Genomic DNA, 23,153 nt, shown 5'->3' with positions numbered 1-23,153 from the left:
AAGCCTCGATTCAGAGTAAAATCCTTTTGTCATTCTGAGACGTCAGACTGTATGAAAATTCACATTCTATACATTTTTGTCATTCTGAACGCAGTGAAGAATTAGACAATCGTTAAGCAGGAGAGATCTTTCACTGATGCTTAGGATGACATGAATAGGCTTAGATTCTATAGACTACAATTGCCTAAATGCAGGCGTATCAGCACTTGCATCTAATAATTCTTTTATTTCATCATCTAGCTTTAGTACACTTATGGATGCTCCTGCCATTTCTATAGATGTCATAAAATTACCAACAAGAGTTTTATATACCTTTATTCCTTTTTCATTTAATTTCCTATGAACTTCCCTATTGACTATATAAAGCTCCATCAATGGTGTCCCGCCTAAACCATTAACCATAACAGCTACTTCTTCGTCATCTTTTATTTCAATATCCCCCAGTATTTTTTCTAGCAGATGATCTGCTATTTCATCTGCTGATTGTATTTTTTCTTTATGAGTTCCTGGCTCACCATGTATGCCTAAGCCTACTTCCATTTCATCTTCACCTATCTCGAAGCTCGGCTTGCCTACTGCTGGAACTATACATGGAGTTAGAGACATTCCCATGGATCTAACATTTTTTATTACTTTTTCAGCAATTCTTTTAACTTCACTTAGTTCTAAACCTTTTTCAGCTGCCGCACCAGCTATTTTATGAATAAATACAGTGCCTGCAATTCCTCTTCTTCCTGTAGTATAGGTACTATCCTCAACTGCTACATCATCGTCTACTACAACACTTTGAACGGTTATACCCTCTGCTGCCGCCATTTCTGAGGCCATTTCAAAATTCATAATATCTCCAGTATAGTTTTTAATGACTAATAATACCCCTGCACCACCATCTACAGCTTTAATAGCCTCATAAACCTGATCCGGTGTAGGTGATGTAAATACTTCGCCTGCAACTGCTCCATCTAACATACCAGTTCCTACATATCCTCCGTGAGATGGCTCATGTCCGCTTCCTCCGCCACTTACTAAGCCTACTTTTCCTTTTATTGGTGAACTTTTCCTAACTAGCACATTGTAGTCTTCTACTCTTTTCACATACTCTGGGTGAGCTGCTACTATGCCTTGAAGCATTTCTTCTACAACATTTTCTCTGTTATTAATGATCTTTTTCATGACTCCACTTCCTTTCAAAATTGATTTTTTATCCTTTTATTTGTGTTACTAATATATATTTGAATCAAAGTAAATTATGACAAGCGTTAAACATTTTTAGTATGCAAAAACCACACGTATCTAGCCTATGTCTCCATAGGATAGATAGTGTGGTTCTCCAAGTCTCCACAAAATATTCAATTGTCTACTACATTCATATATTTATTATAGATATGCTTGCTTTTTTATATATATGCATAAGACTGTTATTTTATTTGTTTTCATTAAGCTAAGGTAGCATCACATATATTACTGTAATTTCATTTTCAGAAAATTCAAAACTTGATTAAAGACCTCTATTGTTACTGGCTTTTTCATATCATTATCAAATACGTGTCCTTCATTCTTAACGGTTATCAATTTATTATATACTCCGTACTCTTCTAGCTTTTCGGACATGTTGACTGACTGTTCGTATGGCACATCAGTATCTACGTCCCCATGTATTAAAAGAGTAGGCGGAAAATCTGAGCTTACATTATATATTGGACAAAAAGGTATTATCTTTTCCTTTTGAAATAGGGTATGGTATCCACTTACTTCTTTTGTCCATATTCCTTTTTGTCTGCAATATAGATAGTATATAAATCTTTCCCTATCCCCCTGGGTAATAGGTTCATTGCCAACAACCTCATAGGCTTCATTTTTATTGACTAAGGGCATTTTGCAATAATGCTCACTAGGTTTTCCATACCACTCGCCGAGTACGTCCCCATATCCATAGAATGATACTATGGCATTAGGCTTTACGTCAAAGGTGCCTGATAACAAGCTTAAATAACCGCCTGCAGAGCTTCCCACCATTGCAATTCTGTTATTGTCAATGCCAAGCAAATCTTCACCATTTTCTTTAACCCAAACTATAGCATCATTAATGTCTTCAACTATATGCTTTAATTTGGTTTCAGGTGCTAACCTATGATCTAAAGAAATAACCGAGTATCCTGCTTCATTATATAAGTCAACTTGTTTAGGATTAATATTTTTTCTTGAGCCCCATATTAAAGCTCCACCATGAGTATATATAATTACTGGTGAATTCTTCTTATTGGAACTATAAAAGTCCAAATATATAGAACAATCATCAGTTTTTTTGTACATATATGTGCTTAAGTTAGTTACCATAGTTATACCTCACAAAAATTTTTTTATCTAATACTTACTTTCATCTATCTTTTCACTTTTCTTTCTGTTATTGTAACTCTAATAGTATCTCCTGGCTGCTTGCCAATTTTTGCTCGAATATCTTTTCTAATTCCTATGATATGGCAAGGTGTTTTCATTCTGACTAAACTGCCTTCATATGGCTCATCATCGAATGTAGCATAAACAGGCACACGTCCTTTCCCGAACTCCACCTTTACGTCAAATGGTATTTCAATATATGCACCATCAATGTCAGGCACTTTTTTTATTTCAGCCTCAAACTCGTATACTTTGCTCATATAACGACCTCTCTATTAATTTATTTTTCAAATACTTGTCTACGTAATCCAGTTAATCTCATTATAGCATAGTTACTAGGAATTTTTAGCCACTTCTAATCTGTAATCGCGCTAGATATATAGTCAAGCCACACATCACGGGAAGTCTTACTGCTTCTTTAGCTCAACTTCTATTCCCTTTACATGCTTTCTGTTCATTATGCTTTTCTTTTTTCTGTCTTCCTTATTTTCAAACACAATATCAAAATCATAATCCTCTGGATATAGCTCATCTTTAGTAATATGAAGTGAAAGGCGTTTTTTGTTTATCTTTAGCTTCTTTTTCATAACCATAACCCCATATTCTCCTTTTGCGTTTTCCGACTCATATATTACTCCTGTTCTATTCATAAAGCTAACATATACACTATCGCCTAAGCTAAACTTAGGCTCTGTCTTCTGCTTTTCATACACCTTATTTATCAGCTTAGCTTCCTCAAATTTTCTTAGCTGCTGTTCATTAGTATGAGTTTCCTTCTTGTTTTCCAGAGTTTCCTTTTTATCCTCACTTTTATATTCTAAATACTCTTTATGCTCCTTGTAGGTAACTTCGTGAGCTCTTTCAATTATATTTTTATTCATACCCAATCTCAATGCTATTAAAAAAGCATTACTCTCTCCCGGCTTGCCAATATTGAGTTTATATAAAGGCTTGAGAGTGTCGATATCAAACTCCATACACCCATTAACAAACCCCTCATGATTTAAAGCAAAATCTTTTATTTCACTATAGTGAGTAGTGGCTAATATTGTTGCTTTTTTTCTGTAAAGCTGCTCTAAGACTGCAATTGCTATACCCATGCCTTCTCCTGGATCTGTACCTGCTCCTATTTCATCCATAATGACTAGAGTATATTTATTGGCGGCATCTAAAATACTTATAATATTCTTTATGTGAGATGAAAATGTGCTTAAGCTCTGCTCTATGCTCTGACCATCTCCAATATCTACTAGCACATCTGCAAATACAGCAAACTCACTCCCATCCTCTACTGGTACATGAATACCTGACTGAGCCATCATAGTCAATAAACCTACAGTTTTCAAAGCCACAGTTTTACCACCAGTATTGGGACCAGTAATAATTACTCCCTTGTAGTCTTTACCAACTGCAAAGTCTAAAGGCACTACAGATGTACCTATGAGAGGATGTCTTCCTTTTTTAATGTTTATATAATTATCAGAGTTGAATTTCACTGTTTTTCCATCAATACTCTTGCTATATTTTCCTTTAGCAAAAATAAAATCATAGTAGCACATAGCTTCAATATTAATATTTAATTCCCTTCCTCTACTTTCTATCATTGCAGTAAGAGTAGATAATATTCTATATATCTCTTTTTCTTCTTCAATAACATGTATATTGAGTTCATCCTGATATTTCTTAACCTCTGCTGGTTCTATAAAAGCAGTAGAACCGCTGCCAGACATATCATGAATACTGCCCTCTATGTTTTTCCTATATTCATTTTTCACTGGAATTACATATCTTCCATTTCGGGTACTAATTAAGCCATCCTGAATATAACTTTTATATTTCTCATTTCTAAGTATGCTTTCAAGCCTATTCTTTATTCTTTCTTCTAGAATTGCTATCTTTTTTCGTATCTTTGATAGTTCAGAGCTAGCCCTATCATCTACTCTTCCATGAACAATACAACGCTCTATTTCCTGTAACAGATCATCTAGTTCAAAGGTAGACAATGCATAGGAACTAATAGTAGGTGCTACATATTCTTTGTCTGATATGAATCTCTTAAGCTTCTTCACTTCTCTTAACAGCCCTGCAACAGTCTCTAAATCTTCAGGATTGAGTACTATGCCTTTTGCAATCTTCTGTTTTATATTATTGATTCCAATCAAGCTATGGATTGGAATACTTGAGCTAATATCTACTACAGCCCTTGCCTCAGTAGTCTCCTTCATGTGTTTTTCTATTAAGCTAATGTCTATATAAGGCTCCAGCTTATGGATTTGTTCTTTTGCTAAATCCGATAATGCAAAGCTCTTCAATATCTCTTTAATCTTGTCATATTCTAATAGTTCAATGGTTTTTCTATTCACTTCTATTCCTCCAGACTTTTTAAATTAATTCCTTATACATAGTGAAGTCTCAAGCACACTTAACATCCTCACACCCCCTAAGTAGATAGCTAAAATCTTTGATTCTGCAATAGTTTAGTAGCAAAAAATAAAAGGCCATAAATGAACACAATGTTCATTTACAGCCTTTATAGTCATTTAAAATAACAAATAAAGTATTCTTTGTACCTAAAAAGTATGAATTAAAACTAATAAACAATATTTTAAAGTTTTAATTCATAGCATGGAAAAGTATATATTTCTCAGCTAGAAATAATATATAGTCTTCCATAGGGTAAAAAGCTCCTTTTGGGAACAAAAAAATCCGTGCAGCAGCACAGATATTATTGCTCAATTATAATAAAGATGCTGTTTTATGTGTTCTTATCTAAGTTCAAGTCTTGGATGTTATCTAAAATAGATGTACGTAAACAGACCTACTTAATTTACAGGCCTTTAAGCATTCCAAAACTTAAATATTTAATTGCTTAGTTAAGAACAACCTCTATCATAAAACAGTCTCCTCTATTGCGAATTCATACATATTATACCATGTAGCATACTGATTTTCAAGGAATTAAATTTTGAACCTTCCTTTTTACATGACATATTATGTATTAATTAGAAAGTAAAGGTGGAGATAATATGTACACTTCATTTAACTGTATTTGTAGTTCAGCAGTAAATCTAATAAACCATATCCGCATGCTTTGGGAGCAACATGGTGCCTGGACAAGGATGGCTATAATAAGCATTGTCTTTGGATTGCCAGATGAAGATCCCACTGTTAAACGACTTCTTCGAAATCCAACTGATTTTGCGAATGCTTTAAGGCCCTTCTACGGAGATATTATTGCTACAAGATTTGAAAAATTATTAACATATCATCTTACTATTGCAGCAGAGCTAATTAAAGCTGCTAAAGCAGGTGACAGTCAAAAAGCAGAAGATGCTGAAAAAAGATGGTATAAAAATGCAGACGATATAGCAGCTTTGCTTGGTTACATTAATCCATATTGGTCAGAAAAGAATTGGAGAGAAATGCTGCATGAACATCTAGCCTTTGTAAAAGCTGAAGCCGTCTATATGCTTAATAAGGAATATCAGAAAAGTATAGACACATATGATAAAATGGAGATTCAGATATTACAAATGGCAGATATGATGGCTAAAGGAATTATTTGTCAGTTTGCATGCTATTTTTGTTGTTAACCTAAGGACCTCCAAAAATAGGAGGTCTTTAGATTGCCTTTTTAAACATTCTCTTTTAAAGGCTTTGCACATCTGGGACACACCAACCAATCGTCTTCTATAGCTGTCCCGCAGTTATGACACTTTACTGATAAACTAGCACCGCAATAAGGGCATATATTATAATCTCCTTTTATACTATTTTTGCTTATAAAGAATTATAATCTGAGTTACTATTCTTTCTATTTTATGCATGGCGTACTAGCAGGAACTTTTCTAAAATGTGTTGCCTGTTCAAATGCATATGCAATTTCTATTAATCTACCTTCATCCCATTCTCTACATAAAATTTCTAATCCTACTGGAACTCCAATAGGAGCTACATCCATTGGCTTTGTAAATCCAGCAGGTACTACACAAGAAGGGAAGCCTGTTGCCGATCCTAGTACTCCATTTCTTTCGGCTTGTGGTTCTCCTACTTTTACTACTGGTCTTTTTTGATGAGGATATACTATGGCATCTAGATTATATTCTGCCATGATTCTCATGACGAGATTTCTAAGCTCTGCTCTTTTAATAAGACGTTCATTATACTCAGGAGTATTTATATCTAGGGTTTCTGCAAACTTGATATTTTCTTCTATCCCCTCATGATATTTGCCTGAAGCAATGACATCTGCAAGAGAATTTACCTTTGCACGTGAGCCTAAATCCTGTAAATATACATTCAAATGTGCCTTTAAGTCATAAAGGTGTACACTTACCTCTTTAACAAGCTTATCTGCATCAATATTTTCCTCAATTGAAACTAAAGTAGCTCCATTCTTCTTCATTTCTTCTAAGCTATTATTTATAACCTGATTTACTTCTTCATGTATGTCATTGCTGCCAAAGAAGCTATTTAATACTCCCACTCTCTTTCCTTTTAAACCTTCTTTATTTAAGAATGCTGTATATGTCTCTGGAACGTGTCCTATGGACCAAGCTGTTTGTGGATCGGCAGGATCATATCCAGCTATTACATCTAACACCTTAGCTGCATCTTCTACTGTACGCATAATTGGGCCAGCAGTATCCTGAGTCATAGAATAAGGTACTATACCATCCCTGCTAACTAGTCCAACAGTTGGTCTAAGTCCAACTAAGCTGCATGCTGAAGCTGGAGAACGTACTGAGTTAATTGTATCAGTTCCTATTCCTATCATACCAAAATTAGCTGCTATCCCTGCACCTGTTCCACCACTGGAACCACCTGGTGTTCTAGTTAAATCATATGGATTTAAGGTCTGACCAAGTATAGAGCTGGCTGTTTCACCCCAAACTGCAAATTCGTGTAAGTTCACTTTTGCTATTATGACAGCTCCTGCTTCTTTTAATTTTCTAGCGATAAAAGCATCATCTTCTGGCACTACACCTTCTAGACTTAAAGAGCCTGCTGTAGTCGGCATATCTCCTGTATCTACATTATCCTTTAATAATACTGGTATTCCGTGAAGTATTCCTGTAAAGCCTGACTCCTTGAACTTTCTGTCTAATTCATCTGCTATTTCTAAGGCCTTTGGATTTATCATAATTACTGAATTGAGAGCAGGTCCTTTCTTGTCATATGCTTCTATTCGTTTTATATACATCTCTACTAGCTGACGACAATTAAGCTCTCCTCTTTCCATTGCAGCATGTACCGATGAAATTGTTGCTTCTTTTAATATAAAGCCTACTTTTTCTGTACTCACAATATCACCTACCAAAATATATTTTTAACTCTATGTTAACAAAAAACGTTTACACTTCGCCTTATACTTATTATACATGTATCTATCCTGTATAATCATTGTTATTTCAATACAAAAAGGGTGTAGGTATCTTATAAGGTTTCAATAATAACTTTAATTTTTCTTGGCTTTTCCCATAAATATTTTAGTAAAACGAAACAATGTTTACAGATATTGAATATTATGATATGATACAGAGCAATACTATTAGTATAAAAAAGCTGTGAAGAGAAGAGTAGATAAGTGGATTCTTTAGCAGAGAGCTCCGGTAGCTGAAAAGGAGCAAGAATATTTTATCGAAACAAGACTTGGAGCTGCACTTGGATTTTCATATATTATATGAAATGATACTGTGACGATTGTTCTCGTTAAAGAACTAGAGTATAAGTATGCTTAGTATAGCATGCCGTACTTGAAGAGGTTAATGTGGTGACATATTAACAAACTGAGGTGGCAACACGAAGCTATAGCTCTCGTCCTCAAGATTTAAAGTCTTGGAGGTGAGAGCTTTTTTTATTAGAAAACAAGCTTTAAATATAGAAAAATCAGAAATAAAACTAATTCATTAGAGAAAGGAATGATAAAAACTATGAATGATTCTGTTGAAAATAATACTAGTCGTATAGACAAATCTATTAATAATATCAGTAGACCACAATTCCCCAGAAGAGCAGTAGTTACTGCTGGAATGCCCTATGGTAATAAAGAGCTTCATTTAGGTCATATAGGTGGGGTTTTTGTTCATGCTGACACCTTCGCTAGATTTCTACGAGATAGAATTGGCAGGGAAAATGTCATTTTTGTTTCTGGCACAGATTGTTATGGTTCTCCAATATCAGAAAATTATCGTCAATTAGTTAATAATGGAAAATTCAAAGGAACAATTAACGATTTTGTGCAATTTAATCATGAGCGTCAAAAAGAAGTATTAGAACACTATAACATTGACTTGAATCTATTTGCAGCTTCTAGCTTTGGACCTTCATCTGAGGTTCATAAGCAAGTATCTAGTGATTTTTTTCAAAATCTCTATTCAAATGGACATTTAACTAAAATGACTACCTCTCAATTTTATGATACTGACTTTGGAGTTTTTCTAAATGGCCGCCAAGTAATTGGTAAGTGTCCTATTGAAGGATGTTCCTCTGAAAAGGCATATGCTGACGAATGTTCACTAGGACATCAATATATGCCAATAAATCTCATCAATCCCAAGAGTACACTCTCAGGGAAAAAGCCAGAAATGAGAGATGTGACTAATTGGTATTTTAATCTTGATAATTTTCATGACTTGTTGGAAGAATGGATTAATTATCTTGAGGAGACACTCGATTGCAGACCATCTTTAATAAGAACTATAAAAGAATTTTTAAAGCCTCCTGTTATTTACGTAAAAAAAGATCAATTTGATTTATTAAATTCTATACAAAATCAGCTTCCTCAATATATTCTTCAAGACGAGGATAAAAAATCTTCTTTTGTCATGATATTTAACTCTTTAGGGGAGAGAGATAAGGCTTGCCTGCTACTAGGAGAAAAGTCCATCCGTTTTCGTACCGGAAAGACTTTGGTACCTTTTAGATTAACTGGTAATGTTGAATGGGGAGTTCCTGTACCCTCTATTGAAGGAATAGATGATCTAACTTTTTGGGTATGGCCAGAATCTCTTTGGGCACCTATATCCTTTACTAAAACCTATCTTAAACAATTAGACAAAAATGACGATGCTTGGAGAAACTGGTGGTGCTCTTCAGATTCTAGTATATATCAGTTTATGGGAGAAGATAATATTTATTTTTATGGGCCAGCAGAAATGGCTATGTTTATGGCTACTCAAGGCAGAGAGTCTTCAAGCCATCCATCAGAAGGTCAGCTCCAGCTGCCTAATCTTGTTGCAAATAACCATATACTATTTTTAGATAAAAAGGCAAGCAGCAGTGGTAATGTAAAACCTCCTACTGCAAAAGAATTGCTTAATTACTATACTTCAGAGCAGCTAAGAGCTCACTTTCTAGGATTAGGTCTGGGAATTAGGAGTGTCAGCTTTCAGCCTAAGCCCTTTAACCCTAAAGCTTCAGAAAAAGATAGCGATCCTGTACTGAAAGAAGGTAATTTGCTGACTAATGTCTTTAATAGAGTTGCTCGTTCATGTTTTTATACTGTACAACAATATTACAATGGGAAAATACCAGTAGGCAATGTTAGTGAGGAAGTTTTGTACGAATCTCAGGAAACAATATTGGAGTTTGAGAGATTAATGCATAGATACGAATTTCATACGATAATGAACCTTATGGATTCCTATATTCGTAATATTAACAAGTCTTGGGTAAGAGATATGAAGCTAGCAGATGAAAATAAGGAGCCCAGCTTTCATTCACAGGTTGTAGTCGATGCTTTTCATAGACTTAGGACTGCCATGGTTCTAATGCATTCAATCGCACCAGAAGGGACAGAAATGATTCTTGAATATCTAAATTTAGGTGAGGAGTTTTGGAGTTGGGAAAAAATCTTCCACACAATATATGATTTTATGGATGACCCACAAGAGCATTGCCTTAAGTTTTTAGAGCCTAGAATAGACTTTTTCAAAAAACATCCTAGCCAATTTGTATAGCTACCTTTTAAAATCAAAAAGACAAGAATAGCTTTGAGACCACTGAAAAACTTCTCTTTTGTCATCCTGAGCGTAAGCGAAGGATCTCTCATATATTGAAAACATACATCTTCAACTACGTTTCAGAATGACAAGCAAGAAAACTAATTTTTTTCAGTGATCTCGTAGCTTTTGGCTGTCCTTGTCTTTTTTCAATACTCACATAACAATACACATATTCTATAACAGAGAATATTCACTTAAACATATACTTTTGTTCACTCACTATCATTTAAACCCATTAAAGTCTTGCTCCAATTATCTACATAGTCACCCGTAGCCCATTCTGCCATTATTACTGCTTCATTATCCTTTAAGCCTATTCTCCTCAAAGGTGAGCTTTCTATTTCTCCCTTTTCAATCCCATAAATGATTATTTCGCTTTTAGTGAGGACAAGGACCACATCTTTATAAGGTGAAGTAAAAGCATCTATTGCTCCTGGAACCTTGTTTTTTATGTGAGTCCAAGAGATATTCAAATCATCATACATCACCAGCTTAGAAGGAGGAATTATATTAATATTGTAATCTTCATAATAAAATTCATCATCTAGCATATAATTGATTCTTCCTTTAAAAAACCAATGTCCCATTTTCCTCTCTAGACCAAAGCTATTTAAAAGCTTGTATTTATTTATCAGATTACTTTTTTTAATTTTTAGATTTTCCATTGTTTTTTGTATTCCAAGCTCTATAGCTCCAATGCTTTCATCTCCAGAAAGGTCGGTTATTTTTATGTTTTTTTTGCTAGCTAGGCTATCTATAGGCAAGGTTTGAAGGATATTCTCCTGCCAAATTTTATCGCTTTGTTCATAGCTTCCATTACCTAAAACTTCAATAGATACATAATCATTTCCAATATAATCAATGCGTTTTTGAATATTTCCTACTTTTTCTGTCCAATCTGAATAATCAAACTGTAGTATCTTTGCTTCATTAGCATTTTCCTTCGAAATATTATGAGCAAATAAAAAATCCTCTGTCTTTCCAGCTTCAGTATTTTTTATGATCTCCATCTTCCAGAATCCACTTCTTCTTGGAAAGATTATTCCCTCGGTTTCTAAGATAGGGTCTAATCTTTTATTTTTAAATCCAATCCATACAGTCCTATAGGTATATTCATTAGAATTGTTAGAACGAAGGCCTAATAGAATACCAGAACGAATAAGTGAATCATTCTCATATACTGTGAAATTATTTCCCTCGGTTTTTTGCATATTTTGATTCCCAGAATTATTTTCTACTTTATCAGAAATCTTTATTAAATTAAAATTATAGTTTGAAACACTTAAAATTAATTCATTCTCACTGATTCTAACAATATCACAAAAGTACTTATCCTTATCTATAACCGTTATAACTTCAACCTCTCCATCAGGAATATTAAAATCCTCTAAAAAAGTTTTATGATTATATAATAAATACTCTCTTCCATTAACGCGTTTTACCTGATATCTAGGTTCTTTTAAATAATAATCACCTAATGTCACATATTCCTCTGAAAACTCAAGTGTTTTATTTTCCCACTCTATCTTCCTAGAATCTTCATCATTTGAATTCTCCTCAATGACTTTTGCAATTTTCCATGTACCTGAAATAGGAATTTGACTATTGTTAGGAGATGAAATTCTATCAGTAGACTCCTTAGGAGAAGCATCGCATCCTACCATGACTAAAGCTATTAGAATCATTATATACATGAGTTTAACTTTTTTCATCTATTCACCCTCCTCTAAAGGAAGTGTAACTACAACTTCAGTTCCTTCATTAAGCTGGCTTTTTATCTCTAGGCTACCACTCATCAATGCAACTATTTCATCACAAATAGACAATCCAATTCCATTTTTAGACTTACTTGTTTTTCCTTTATAAAATTTCTCCTTAACCTTTGGAAGATCTTCTTCTGATATTCCACAGCCAGTGTCCTTAACAGAAAAAATCAAATTAGATTTCTCATACCTAGTATCAAATGTAACTTTCCCTCCAGATGGAGTAAATGTAAAAGCATTATCTAGTATATTTATGAACACCTGCTTCAACCTATTTCCATCAGAATGGAGCTTTGGTAGATTATCTTCATAGGATATCTGAAAGTCTATTTGATCTCTAAGAGCTCTTGGAGTCAGTTGCTTCCTTATATGCTCTATAATGCTAGCTACATCAATTTCCTGCTTTTCAAGAACAGTTTTACCTGATACAAACTTTGAAAAATCTAAAAGCTCCTCTACCATAAGAGTAAGCCTATCACTTTCTTTTTCAATAATATCAAGTCCATCCATTAAAACTTCCTTTGTCTCATAGCCTTGCTTTAGAGTAACAGCCCAGCCCTTTATGGATGTTAATGGAGTTCTCAATTCATGAGAAACAGAAGAAATGAAATCTGTTTTCAATTGTTCTCTTTTTAATATCTCTGTTGCCATATAATTCAATGTATCAGAAAGCTTTCCAATTTCATCATTATATTTCTTCTTGCTTTTAGTTTTAAAGTCTCCCAATGCCATTTCCTCTGCAGCAGTAGTTACTTCCTTTAAAGGACCAATAATTGAATTAGCTAAAAATATGCTCAAAAATCCTGAAATAATTACTACCACTAACCCAAACCATACGAATACAGAGGCTATCTCTCTAATATCATTATTTACTTCCCTTAATGAAGTAATAAATCTTAGCACTCCAACAATATTATCACCTGATTTAAGAGGATATGATATAGCCATAACCTGCTCAATATCATAGTTCACTTTTCCAATCCATTTTCCCTTCTGATCATTAAATGCCTTATTTACATCATCCATTTTCTCGTCATCAAAATTTGTGACTCCAATTGAATCCATTATAATATCTCCGTCTAGGTCAATGATCTGGACCTGTGCTGTAGTTTGTCTCCAAAAAGTATCTACATTATTTAGCACATTTTCATGAAGAGTAGCATCTGAAAAATATTGACAGTATAAATCAGAAGACATCTTTATCTGATTGTACAAATTATCCTCTAAATTCTTATAATAGTTTTGTTTTACTGTATTGATTAGAAATATCTCTAGAGCCACCACAGTAATTACTATGATAAACATGAAATACACGACTAATCTTTTTTTAATACTTTTCACATTAGCTCTCTCCTCGCAGCCTATACCCTACTCCCCATACGGTTTCAATTATTTTAGGTTCAGAAGGATTGTCCTCTATTTTTTCTCTAATTCTTCTAACATTTACATCCACGATTTTTATATCACCAAAATAGTTTTTTCCCCAGACTAAATCTAGTATGTCATGCCTGCTTAATGCCTTATCTGGATTCTGTATAAACATTTTCATAATGGCGAATTCTGTTGGAGTTAGTTCTATTTCTTCTTCTTTTCTGAAAAATCTTTGGGCACCTAAATCAATTTCCATATCCATAAGACTAAGCCTCGTTGTCGATAATCTATTCACATTATGGATTTTTCTTATGTTTGCGTTTATCCTTGCTATTAGCTCCATTGGATTAAAAGGCTTTACCATGTAATCATCTGCTCCAATCTCAAGACCATTTATTTTATCTGTGTCCTGACCCCTTGCAGTTAGCATTATAATCACCATATTAGGGGATTGGTTGCGTAAATAATTGCAAAGTGTAAAACCATCAATCCCAGGCAGCATAACATCTAGAATAGCTACATCAGGATTAAACTCATTTATTATCTCTAGTGCTTTTTCGCTGGATTCAGCCTCCATTACTTGAAAACCAGCTCTATTTAAATTAATAGAAATAAATTTTCTAATGGAAGCTTCATCCTCAACCACTAGTACCTTTGTTTTTATTTCTTCCATGATCATCACTCCAGAACTGTATCTTTCTAATAATTAATTATACCTTTATTAATTTTATCATGTAACCCTTTTAAGCATGTAATAATTCCCTTTTATTTTTCTCATAATACATTTCATACTACAATAATAAACCTTTATGCAATTTAAAGATTTACAAAAAAGTTACGATTTAACAGGCCAATGTTATAAGGTATTTTCTGTGAAACATTGATTTATTGAGATATTTTAATTATAATATTTAATATAACTAAAAATTGTTTCAGCCGTAATAGGAAGGAGAAAGCTCATGATGACAGTGGATAATATTGATAGAAAAAAATACAGTCTTATTATTACTATAGTGAGAAAAGGTCTAGGCTCTGATGTCATAGACATATCAAAGAATTCAGGTGCAGAAGGCGGAACTATTATTTTAGGCAATGGAATAGCAGAAGAATGTGTATATCAAAATATTTTAGGAATGGATTACAATCCAGAAAAGGAAATAATTCTTACCTTAGTTCAACAAAAGGCTGCTGACAATGTTATTAATGCCATTTCTAACGGAGCTAACCTAAATAAACCAGGCAATGGTATTGCGTTTGTAATAGATGTAAAAAATCACCTTGGTATTGCCCATTTACTAGAAAAATGGACAGATAAGAAGGGAGGTTTTTAAATGAATGAAAATAACTTTGATTTAATTATAACTATTGTTAATAAAGGCCACTCATCAGAAGTGATAAATGCTGCAAAAACAGCTAGGGCTGAAGGTGGAACTGTTATTAATGGTAGAGGCTCTGGAATACATGAAGTAGCAAAGCTTTTTGGTTTTCTCATGGAGCCAGAAAAGGAAATTATATTAACCCTTGTAGATGCTAATAAGACAGAACAAGTACTACAGGCTATTTCAGATAAGGTTGGTATTAACAAACCAGGCAAGGGTATTGCATTCGTCATAGATGTGAAAAGAGCAGTAGGAATAAGCCATTATCTTAATAATTAAAGTAATAATACAAAAAATAAAAGCCTGCATTGGTTAAGCTAGCCAAGTTGCAGGTTTTTTGGATTTTATGAAGTATATATTATCTAGTTTGTCTTTCAATCATGCTTCTAACTTGTTGTGGAGTTAGTCCATCTGCATTTACCACTGGTGTCTTAGTTTCTGTAGTGCTATCGCCCATCATATCTGTATCAAATCCTGAAGTCACTACTACATCCAGACCACCTAGCTTTGAAAGATTTTCTTTTATTGGACCGCTTAACTCCTGTACAGTATAGCCTTCATTGCTTAAATAATCTGCAACATTTCTTAGCCCTTTTTCTATACCAACTTTTTTCACATGTATCACCTCAAGTTTATTTTGTACAGATATATGCTAATATATACTCTGCATTTGTGAGCTATTTAGCTTTCAAAATAAAATATATATGATAAAATGGTTATATAAAATTTCAGGTATTGGATGGTGAATGAAATGTTTAGTCATATTTATAGGAATTTATCGAATGAATTATCTTCTGGAAATGAGTTGGTTATGTTAACCTTTATGAAGTCTATCGATGGCAAAAAAGGCTCTATAGTAAATAAGATTGTTTTAGATAAGGATAGTTTAGATGATAATCCATTGTTTAAGGATATGAATGAAGAGCTTCGCCAAAAAGTATTATTTGCATTTGACTCAGGTAATCTTCAGCTTGTTGACAATAAGGAAGAAACTATTTTGATTGAACCTTATTTTCCAAGGCCTAGATTGATTATTTTAGGAGGAGGTCACATTGCTAAGCCTCTATCAGAATTTGGAGCTAGGGTTGGATTTTCTGTTGTTGTCGTAGATGACAGGCCGACCTTTGCAAATTCTGGCCGTTTTCCTGAAGCAAGTGAAGTAATATGTGAAAGCTTTGAAAATTGCTTCTCTAGGCTAAATATTAAAAAATCTGATTTTATTGTAATCGTTACAAGAGGTCATAGACATGATGGAGTTTGCTTACGTAATTCACTCAAATATAATACAGCATATCTAGGTATGATAGGCTCAAAACGCAGAGTAAAAGCTATGAAGGAAGAATTATTAAATGAAGGCTATTCTAAGGAACAGATAGAAAAGCTTAACTCTCCTATTGGACTAGATATTGGTGCTATTACTCCTGAAGAAATAGCTGTTTCTATAATTGCTCAGGTCATAAGCTTTAGAAGAGCAAGGGGAAATACTATATATAAGGAATTAGGTGTGAAATTTAACTGGCCTGAGTTTGATGATGCCGTAATTGAGGAAATGACAAAAGAAACGGAAGTTCCTAGAGCACTTATCACTATAATATCTTCTAAGGGCTCTGTCCCAAGAAAAGCTGGAGCAAAAATGATTGTTTGGCTTGATGGCAAGGTTATGGGAAGTATTGGCGGAGGCTGCAGCGAGGCAAATATAATAACTATTGCAAGAAATACAATACTAAATAATGAATACACCATAGAGCATGTTGATATGACCGGAGATGTGGCTGAAGATGAGGGCATGGTATGTGGTGGTATAATGGACGTGCTCATTGAATCCTTCTAGATAATTATTTACATTCAATCTATAACAAAAGGGATAGTCGCATAAAAGACTACCCCTTTATCTTTTCTCTTACTATGTTTATATTCATGCTGAACCCCTACAGCCATTTTCATACTACGCTTCTGCTTGCTGTAATTTCTCTTCATTTCTTTCTATGAAATCATCAATATGCCTTACTAAGAAATTTTTCTTACCTTTTTTCCCACTTGCATATAAGAGTAGTGAAAATATAAATCCACCAATTACACAGACAATCATATCAGTCATAGTATCCCAGAGACTTCCTAGTTGAGCATTCGTCCCAAGCAGAGTATCAGATGTAAATTCAAATATCTCCCAAATACATGCACTGGCAGATGATGTTATAAAGGTAAATAAGGCTATAAATCTATAGTTTTCACTTTTTAAAAATATTCGCTCTCTATCAAATACATATAGTATAATAATGGCACAGTAGCTAATTATAAAGCCAGATGCTGTATGAAGCAGTATATCCCACCATGAAAAAATATCATAAAATCTAAAGTAAGAACCCAGCCATTGAGAGCAAAATATAAATACTATTATAATCTCCTCAAGCAACGTTGGCATTATAAATTTAAATATTTTCTCAGCTATACTTGGTAAAAATGTAAGCCCTAAGCTCATAACCAAAAACAATGAATATTTTATATCTCCTTTAACAAGCAAGTATGCTGCATGTACAGAAAATGTTGTTCTTATTATATTAATTAAATTCATATATACACGTCCCCCCAAATATATTTAAGTCTATCATATGGATAAAATCAATGCAACTTTTCACTTAAACATCCTTGATTCATTCTTGTTTGTACAAAATATTTCTTTATACTGTAGTACTCAGATCATATAAAAAAACAGTATGAGCTTATATATTATATTTATGTAATCTTCATAAAAAAACTAGCAATTTTTTATTTTGGCCATCCTTTGATTATATGATTAAAGTCTTAAAAGTTTACTGGATTAGCTTTATATATTCTTTAGAATCCTCTAATGAAATCCCGAATTTAAGTGCTTTAGTAAATTTCATAATGCTCTCTCTTTCGTATTTATACCTCTAAGCAAGGATATTAAACCTTTCTATAACTCAATATGCTACAGAACGGTTGCTATCTTTGGTATACAGCATCTGAGTATTGGCTAAACAAATAATTGATAGACAACCTATTAAAATATCCTATACTGCCTTCAATCAATTGATATACAGCTTGTCCCTATGTTAAAATCACATTGTTAAAGGATTTTCAATAATAATATTAAATGTGAATTGATGGTGCTTATAATATTAAATAGGGGGTCAAATAATGAAGAAGCTCTACGCCATTGATTTATCTAATGAAAATATCTCAGTAGAAAATTATGATTTAAATTCTTTAGAACATTATGGAAGAGGTCTTGCTGGATATTTAGTTGAGAAAAATGTAAGAGAAAATACAGATAGATTTGATGAAGACAATGTAATAGTCATGGTTCCCGGGTTATTTACAGGCACTAATGTACCTAGTACTGGTAGAATTGTCTTAGCTACTAAAGCTAAAAGAGAAAAAGGCTTACAGATAAATAATATCTCTGGAGCCATGGCACAAAAGCTGGCATCTTTAGATATAGCTGCTGTAGTTATAAAAGGAAAAAGTAGGGATAAAAATGCTATAATCACCATAAACTCAGATGGGTGTAGAATTTCCCACGAAAATGATCTGAAAGACTTAAAAGTAAGTAATACGATAGATTATCTTAGAAATATTTATGGAAGCAATTCAGCTATAGTAGGTATAGGACCTAGCGGAGAAGCACAGCTTCCTTTAAGCACTACATTTAGTACTTATCCAGAAGGAGAACCTGTATATTACTGTTCTAGAGGATGCTTTGGCGATATCTTTGGAAGTAAGGGGCTAAAGGCTATCGTAGTACAATCAAATAACTATTTTAAGAGTAGTGTGGCTGATAAAGAAAGCTTAAGAGTAGAAGCAAAAAAGCTAGGAAAAATCATAGTAGGGGACCCTATTTGCGGCGGAGCTTTACCTAGCTATGGTTCTATAACATTGATGAAAATGCTAAAGGACGGCAGAAATATAAAATTTGAAAAAAAAGAGAAAAAAGGTGCTACTAAAATCCTTGATAAAAAAATAAATAGAACCTGTGCTCCCTTATGTGTTATTGGATGTTTGAACAGACATAGTGATAGCCATGATAGTATGTTTTCATCCCCAGCAGAAAGCGAAGCCTATGCAGCTTTAAAAGGAATATTCCATATAGACGATATGACTTTTACAAAGGATTTTAATAAGGCTGCATTTGAACTGGGGTTGGATTCTATAGAACTTATATTTGCATGTGCCCTTTATCTAAAAGCAGAAAACATCACAGGAACTAAAGAAATCCTAATAAAGCTATTGTCAGATGTAGAAAAGTTAAACGTCACTGGTAGAGTGATAGGAAGCAGAACTCAAGGTATCTATAAGCTTTACAGTGAAAGATCAGAGCTTTTACCTATGGTTTCAAGGCCTTCTACAACGGAGGAAAAAAACTTTAATGTAAAGCTAACTATGAAGAAAAGCTTTAACAATATTAGCGATTTAGAGCTGCTTTATAGTAAGATTATCATGCTAGAAAATTTAGGTTTCTGTCTATTTTCATCTTTTGCATTAATAGACAATGAAGAGGCATTAGCTATTTTGAAGAATTTGTATTATTACACAACAGGAGTAGAGATTGAAGCTAAGCAATTAATCGATTATGGGTTAAAGTCATTGGAAAGAGAACTTGACTTTGAACGAAGAGCAAAAGGTATCTCCGCTCAGAAGACAATACCTGAATTCGTAAAGGTACTTTATAGGTATTTTGATGGTGAAAATTAAATATATTTAAATTGCATTAAACTCCTTCTTTTATGAATTAATATTCTACAAGAAGGAGTTTTTGTTTAATTATGGCTTATTTTCTTCTAAAATACTATTGCGAATTTTATTGAAAGTAATAAAATGTTATTGTAGCTTTTTAATGTAAATATATTGTGATTTTTATAAATCTCTTAAATAGTTAGTAGAGGATGGTTATCATGAAAAAGTTTGAAATACCTTTCAATTTCGATATGGAGCTTCTAAATTTTTTGGATAATAATATAGATAGGAACTGGATTGAATTTTTGTTTTTATCTCCTTTCAAGGAAGATGGCATAAATGCCAGAAGTCACGTGGAAAATATAAATGTAAATGGTTGGACCTATAGAGTACCTGAAACTAGAGATGAATATACTAAAATTATTGAGGAAATACAAAGTAGAGGTTATAGACCAGCTATATTGCTTCAAGAAGTTGAACCAGCTCCAATGAAAAAACTGGACTATTATTTTAAATTAGGCATTAAAGACTTTGTAGTAAATAATGATCAGGTTGCAATAAATATAAAAAATAAAGATTCTAGCTACAATGTAGTAGCTTCTATAACCAAAACTCTAAGTGCAAATGATATAGCTGAAAACGACTATTCAATGTATGATAAAATTGTACTGCATTTTCCCTTTAATAGGGCTTTCGATAGGCTAAAGGAGCTTCCTAAAAAATATAATTATGCTATACTGGCAAATTCCTACTGTAGCTATAAATGTACCGTAGCCAAAAAACATTGGTACAGTAGCTCCGAAGAAGCAAAGAACATAAATTGTGTTAAGCACGATAATAAAGATACCTTAGTATATATCCCACCAGAATATATATCTCTCTTTGAGCCTTATGCAGCAAGCTTTAAGCTTCAAGGAAGAGAGTATCCTACACATGTGCTAGCTAATGAAATATATTACTATTATAACAAGCTTCACAATCCAATGGCTGGAGTTATATATAACAGACTTAGCCCCTTCAATAAGCAGCAATATTTTAATGAAGCTAAGGATTTAAGTTTTGTAATAAATAATAGCTTTTCACCCAAAAGTCCAACTACACCAAATTCAAGCAAAAGTTTTAAAACTTCTGCTTAAAAGTTCTTTATTGCCTTCTATGTCTCTCATCCTCTAATATCTCTACAAACTTTGTGGAGGAAGGAGAGAGAGAGACACTCTTTAAGGAACAAACTCCTATATTTCTTTCTGGAATTTTTTCAGTTAACTGTACCTCATAAAGTAAGCCTTTTTGCATATATTCATGTGAAAATTCCCTGATAACGCAGGATATACCTAAGTTAATCTTTGCAAACTCTAATAGCAGCTCATGGGAGCCAAGCTCGATTTCTGGCTCTATTTTTATGCCCTTTGATAATATATACTTTTCTACATATTGCCTTGAATTTGAAGTATGCTCAAGTAATATCAATGGAAGCTTTGTCAATTCCTCAAAGCTCAAAGGCATGGAAAACTTATCTTTGTATTTATCACCGCATACAAAAATATCATGAATAGTTAACAATTCTTTTACTTCTATAGAAGAATCTTCTATAGGAAGATTACATATTGCAATATCAATTTCTCCGGATTTTAGTAGCATACAAAGTTCTATAGTTGTACGGTTGATTATTTTAAACTTAATATTTGGATATTTGTTATGAAATTTTTCTAGATGCGGCAATAGAAAATAGCGTGATATAGTATCTCCCACTCCTATTTTCAGATCTCCTACCATTAGATTCTTAGTCTCCATAATTTTCTTTTCACCTACATCGATTAAATTAATCGCTGAATTGGCATACTCAAATAAGAGCTTTCCTTCATCTGTAAGAATAACTCCTTTTGATGTTCTAGTAAAAAGTCTTATGCCTAGTTCAGTTTCAAGCTGCATGATTGCTTGGCTAACGGCTGGCTGAGTCATGTAGAGATATTTTGCAGCCTTAGAGAAGCTATTATACTTAGCTACCTCGCAAAAAACTTTATATAAGTCCAATTTGACTGACATATAAGCACCCCTTATATATAATATCAAATCTATTTATTTTACTTATATCATAAAATGTTGTATATTACAAATGAGGGATAAATGTTTCTTCTAAAATAAGAATTTAAGGAGAGATTAGAATGGAAAGAGTAGTTGGTACTGTTGTTAGAGGTCTTCGAACTCCCATTGTTAAGGAAGGAGACAATATATCAGAAATTGTTGTAGACAGTATATTAAAGGCTTCAAGTATAGAAGGTTTTTCAATAAATGATAGAGACATAGTTGCAATAACAGAATCTGTAGTTGCTCGTACTCAAGGTAATTATGCAACCATTGAAGCCATTTCAAAGGATGTATATTCAAAATTTGGAGAAGATACTATTGGGGTCATATTCCCTATCTTAAGCCGTAATCGTTTTGCTATCTGTCTTCGCGGCATTGCAAAAAAAGCGAAAAAAATAGTATTAATGCTTCAATTTCCATCTGATGAAGTAGGAAACCATTTAGTGGATATAGATTTACTTGACGAAAAAGGTGTTAATCCTTGGACTGATGTTTTAACAGAAACTGAATTTCGTAACCATTTTGGATACAGCAAACATACTTTTACTGGTGTTGATTATATAGATTACTATAAGTCCTTAATCACAGAATACGGTGCTGAGTGTGAAGTTATATTCTCAAATAATCCAAAAACTATTTTAGATTATACAACAAGTGTTCTTGCTTGTGATATTCATTCTAGATTTAGAACAAAAAGAATATTAAAAAAGAATGGCGGAAAGAAAATCTATAGCCTTGATGATATTTTGACCGCTTCTATTGATGGTAGCGGCTATAACGAGGCTTATGGCCTTTTGGGCTCAAATAAAGCAACAGAAGAAAGCATAAAGCTTTTTCCAAGGGATTGCCAGCCTGTTGTTAATAGTATTCAAGCTCTGATTAAAGAGAAAACTGGAAAAACTATTGAGGTTATGATTTACGGAGATGGTGCTTTTAAAGATCCTGTAGGCAAGATTTGGGAGCTTGCAGACCCTGTCGTATCTCCAGCTTATACTAAAGGTCTTGAAGGTACACCTAATGAGATTAAGCTAAAATATCTTGCAGATAATAACTTTGCAGATCTAAGAGGAGAAGAGCTTAAAAAAGCTATTTCTGAACATATTAAAAACAAAGAATCTAACCTTGTAGGAGCCATGGAAGCACAGGGTACTACTCCTAGAAGACTTACGGACCTTATTGGCTCACTTTGTGATTTAACTTCAGGCAGTGGAGATAAAGGGACACCAGTTGTATATATTCAAGGTTATTTTGATAATTACACTAAATAATAAATTATTAATGAGTCAATGGATATCCATTGACTCATTTTTATGACCTAACCCGATTTTCTGAATGCTTTTGTCGGAAAGTTAAGGAAGCTCGGAAAACAAGTTTCTGAGTACTACAATTACACCAACCTTGATTTTGCTTCTAGAATTATGAGTGTCCGTCAGGACCAAATCAAAGATTTGGGTAAT

General features: G+C 33.4%; 20 protein-coding genes and 1 other annotated feature. Of the genes, 8 read left to right on the top strand and 12 right to left on the bottom strand.

The genetic code is table 11. The features are described 5' to 3' along the window. Positions 1-174 precede the first annotated feature (174 nt). The 4 genes from dhaK to QO263_RS02845 form a co-directional block, all read right to left on the bottom strand. Positions 175-1,173, bottom strand: a complete 999-nt coding sequence (dhaK, locus tag QO263_RS02860) for a dihydroxyacetone kinase subunit DhaK (protein WP_285626215.1) — start codon at positions 1,171-1,173, stop codon at positions 175-177. Positions 1,174-1,461: 288 nt separating this feature from the next. Beyond that, on the bottom strand, positions 1,462-2,337 hold the full coding sequence (locus tag QO263_RS02855; protein ID WP_285626213.1) for an alpha/beta hydrolase: 876 nt from the start codon (positions 2,335-2,337) through the stop codon (positions 1,462-1,464). A gap of 44 nt (positions 2,338-2,381) precedes the next feature. Beyond that, entirely contained in the window at positions 2,382-2,657 is a 276-nt protein-coding gene (locus QO263_RS02850) for a DUF1905 domain-containing protein (protein ID WP_285626211.1), read from the bottom strand. 147 nt (positions 2,658-2,804) lie between these two features. After that, a complete protein-coding gene (locus QO263_RS02845; protein ID WP_285626209.1) occupies positions 2,805-4,760 on the bottom strand; it encodes an endonuclease MutS2 in 1,956 nt (651 codons plus the stop codon). Positions 4,761-5,423: 663 nt separating this feature from the next. On the opposite strand from QO263_RS02845, the gene QO263_RS02840 reads away from it, so the two are divergent. Further along, positions 5,424-5,990 (top strand): acetylglutamate kinase, encoded by a 567-nt coding sequence (locus tag QO263_RS02840; protein ID WP_285626207.1) that lies wholly within the window; start codon positions 5,424-5,426, stop codon positions 5,988-5,990. A gap of 41 nt (positions 5,991-6,031) precedes the next feature. Here the strand turns inward: QO263_RS02840 and QO263_RS18960 are convergent, their stop codons facing one another. Further along, positions 6,032-6,166 (bottom strand): zinc-ribbon domain-containing protein, encoded by a 135-nt coding sequence (locus tag QO263_RS18960; RefSeq protein WP_352169694.1) that lies wholly within the window; start codon positions 6,164-6,166, stop codon positions 6,032-6,034. A gap of 45 nt (positions 6,167-6,211) precedes the next feature. Further along, entirely contained in the window at positions 6,212-7,702 is a 1,491-nt protein-coding gene (locus QO263_RS02835) for an amidase family protein (protein WP_285626205.1), read from the bottom strand. A gap of 253 nt (positions 7,703-7,955) precedes the next feature. Further along, positions 7,956-8,225 (top strand) — a binding site (T-box leader). Positions 8,226-8,330: 105 nt separating this feature from the next. Between QO263_RS02835 and QO263_RS02830 the strand changes: the two genes are divergently transcribed. After that, a complete protein-coding gene (locus QO263_RS02830) occupies positions 8,331-10,358 on the top strand; it encodes a class I tRNA ligase family protein (protein WP_285629180.1) in 2,028 nt (675 codons plus the stop codon). Positions 10,359-10,615: 257 nt separating this feature from the next. Here the strand turns inward: QO263_RS02830 and QO263_RS02825 are convergent, their stop codons facing one another. Genes QO263_RS02825 through QO263_RS02815 form a run of 3 tightly spaced genes read right to left on the bottom strand, consistent with a single transcriptional unit; the run spans position 10,616 to position 14,210 of the window. Continuing rightward, positions 10,616-12,115 carry a hypothetical protein gene (locus QO263_RS02825; RefSeq protein WP_285626203.1) on the bottom strand — a complete coding sequence of 500 codons (1,500 nt, stop codon included), beginning with the start codon at positions 12,113-12,115 and terminating at the stop codon, positions 10,616-10,618. Continuing rightward, entirely contained in the window at positions 12,116-13,507 is a 1,392-nt protein-coding gene (locus QO263_RS02820) for a HAMP domain-containing sensor histidine kinase (protein ID WP_285626202.1), read from the bottom strand. It lies immediately after the preceding gene. A gap of 1 nt (position 13,508) precedes the next feature. After that, positions 13,509-14,210, bottom strand: a complete 702-nt coding sequence (locus QO263_RS02815; RefSeq protein WP_285626200.1) for a response regulator transcription factor — start codon at positions 14,208-14,210, stop codon at positions 13,509-13,511. Positions 14,211-14,496: 286 nt separating this feature from the next. Here QO263_RS02815 and QO263_RS02810 point away from each other — a divergent pair, with 286 nt between their 5' ends. Continuing rightward, a complete protein-coding gene (locus tag QO263_RS02810; RefSeq protein WP_285626199.1) occupies positions 14,497-14,868 on the top strand; it encodes a P-II family nitrogen regulator in 372 nt (123 codons plus the stop codon). Next, complete coding sequence (locus tag QO263_RS02805; RefSeq protein WP_285626198.1) at positions 14,869-15,195, top strand: P-II family nitrogen regulator; 327 nt, start codon at positions 14,869-14,871, stop codon at positions 15,193-15,195. A 79-nt stretch (positions 15,196-15,274) separates the two neighbouring features. Here the strand turns inward: QO263_RS02805 and QO263_RS02800 are convergent, their stop codons facing one another. Then, the gene (locus QO263_RS02800; protein WP_285626197.1) at positions 15,275-15,532 is read right to left on the bottom strand and encodes a YkuS family protein; all 258 of its coding nucleotides are present in this window, start codon (positions 15,530-15,532) and stop codon (positions 15,275-15,277) included. A gap of 135 nt (positions 15,533-15,667) precedes the next feature. Here QO263_RS02800 and QO263_RS02795 point away from each other — a divergent pair, with 135 nt between their 5' ends. Then, a complete protein-coding gene (locus QO263_RS02795) occupies positions 15,668-16,747 on the top strand; it encodes an XdhC family protein (RefSeq protein ID WP_285626196.1) in 1,080 nt (359 codons plus the stop codon). A gap of 114 nt (positions 16,748-16,861) precedes the next feature. On the opposite strand, the gene QO263_RS02790 is transcribed toward QO263_RS02795, so the two are convergent. After that, on the bottom strand, positions 16,862-17,488 hold the full coding sequence (locus tag QO263_RS02790; RefSeq protein ID WP_285626195.1) for a DUF2238 domain-containing protein: 627 nt from the start codon (positions 17,486-17,488) through the stop codon (positions 16,862-16,864). A gap of 587 nt (positions 17,489-18,075) precedes the next feature. On the opposite strand from QO263_RS02790, the gene QO263_RS02785 reads away from it, so the two are divergent. Next, positions 18,076-19,629, top strand: a complete 1,554-nt coding sequence (locus tag QO263_RS02785) for an aldehyde ferredoxin oxidoreductase N-terminal domain-containing protein (RefSeq protein WP_285626194.1) — start codon at positions 18,076-18,078, stop codon at positions 19,627-19,629. Positions 19,630-19,829: 200 nt separating this feature from the next. Continuing rightward, complete coding sequence (locus QO263_RS02780; protein ID WP_285626192.1) at positions 19,830-20,747, top strand: hypothetical protein; 918 nt, start codon at positions 19,830-19,832, stop codon at positions 20,745-20,747. Between the two features lie 7 nt (positions 20,748-20,754). On the opposite strand, the gene QO263_RS02775 is transcribed toward QO263_RS02780, so the two are convergent. Further along, positions 20,755-21,654, bottom strand: a complete 900-nt coding sequence (locus QO263_RS02775; RefSeq protein WP_285626190.1) for a LysR family transcriptional regulator — start codon at positions 21,652-21,654, stop codon at positions 20,755-20,757. Between the two features lie 119 nt (positions 21,655-21,773). On the opposite strand from QO263_RS02775, the gene QO263_RS02770 reads away from it, so the two are divergent. After that, positions 21,774-22,964, top strand: coding sequence for a coenzyme F420-0:L-glutamate ligase (locus QO263_RS02770; protein WP_285626188.1), 1,191 nt, complete (start codon positions 21,774-21,776; stop codon positions 22,962-22,964). The last annotated feature ends 189 nt before the right edge of the window (positions 22,965-23,153 follow it).

Source organism: Proteiniborus sp. MB09-C3 (assembly GCF_030263895.1).
Classification (GTDB): Bacteria; Bacillota; Clostridia; order Tissierellales; family Proteiniboraceae; genus Proteiniborus.
The sequence above is the reverse complement of the archived record's forward strand: the minus strand, read 5'-3'. Positions and strand labels throughout refer to the sequence as shown.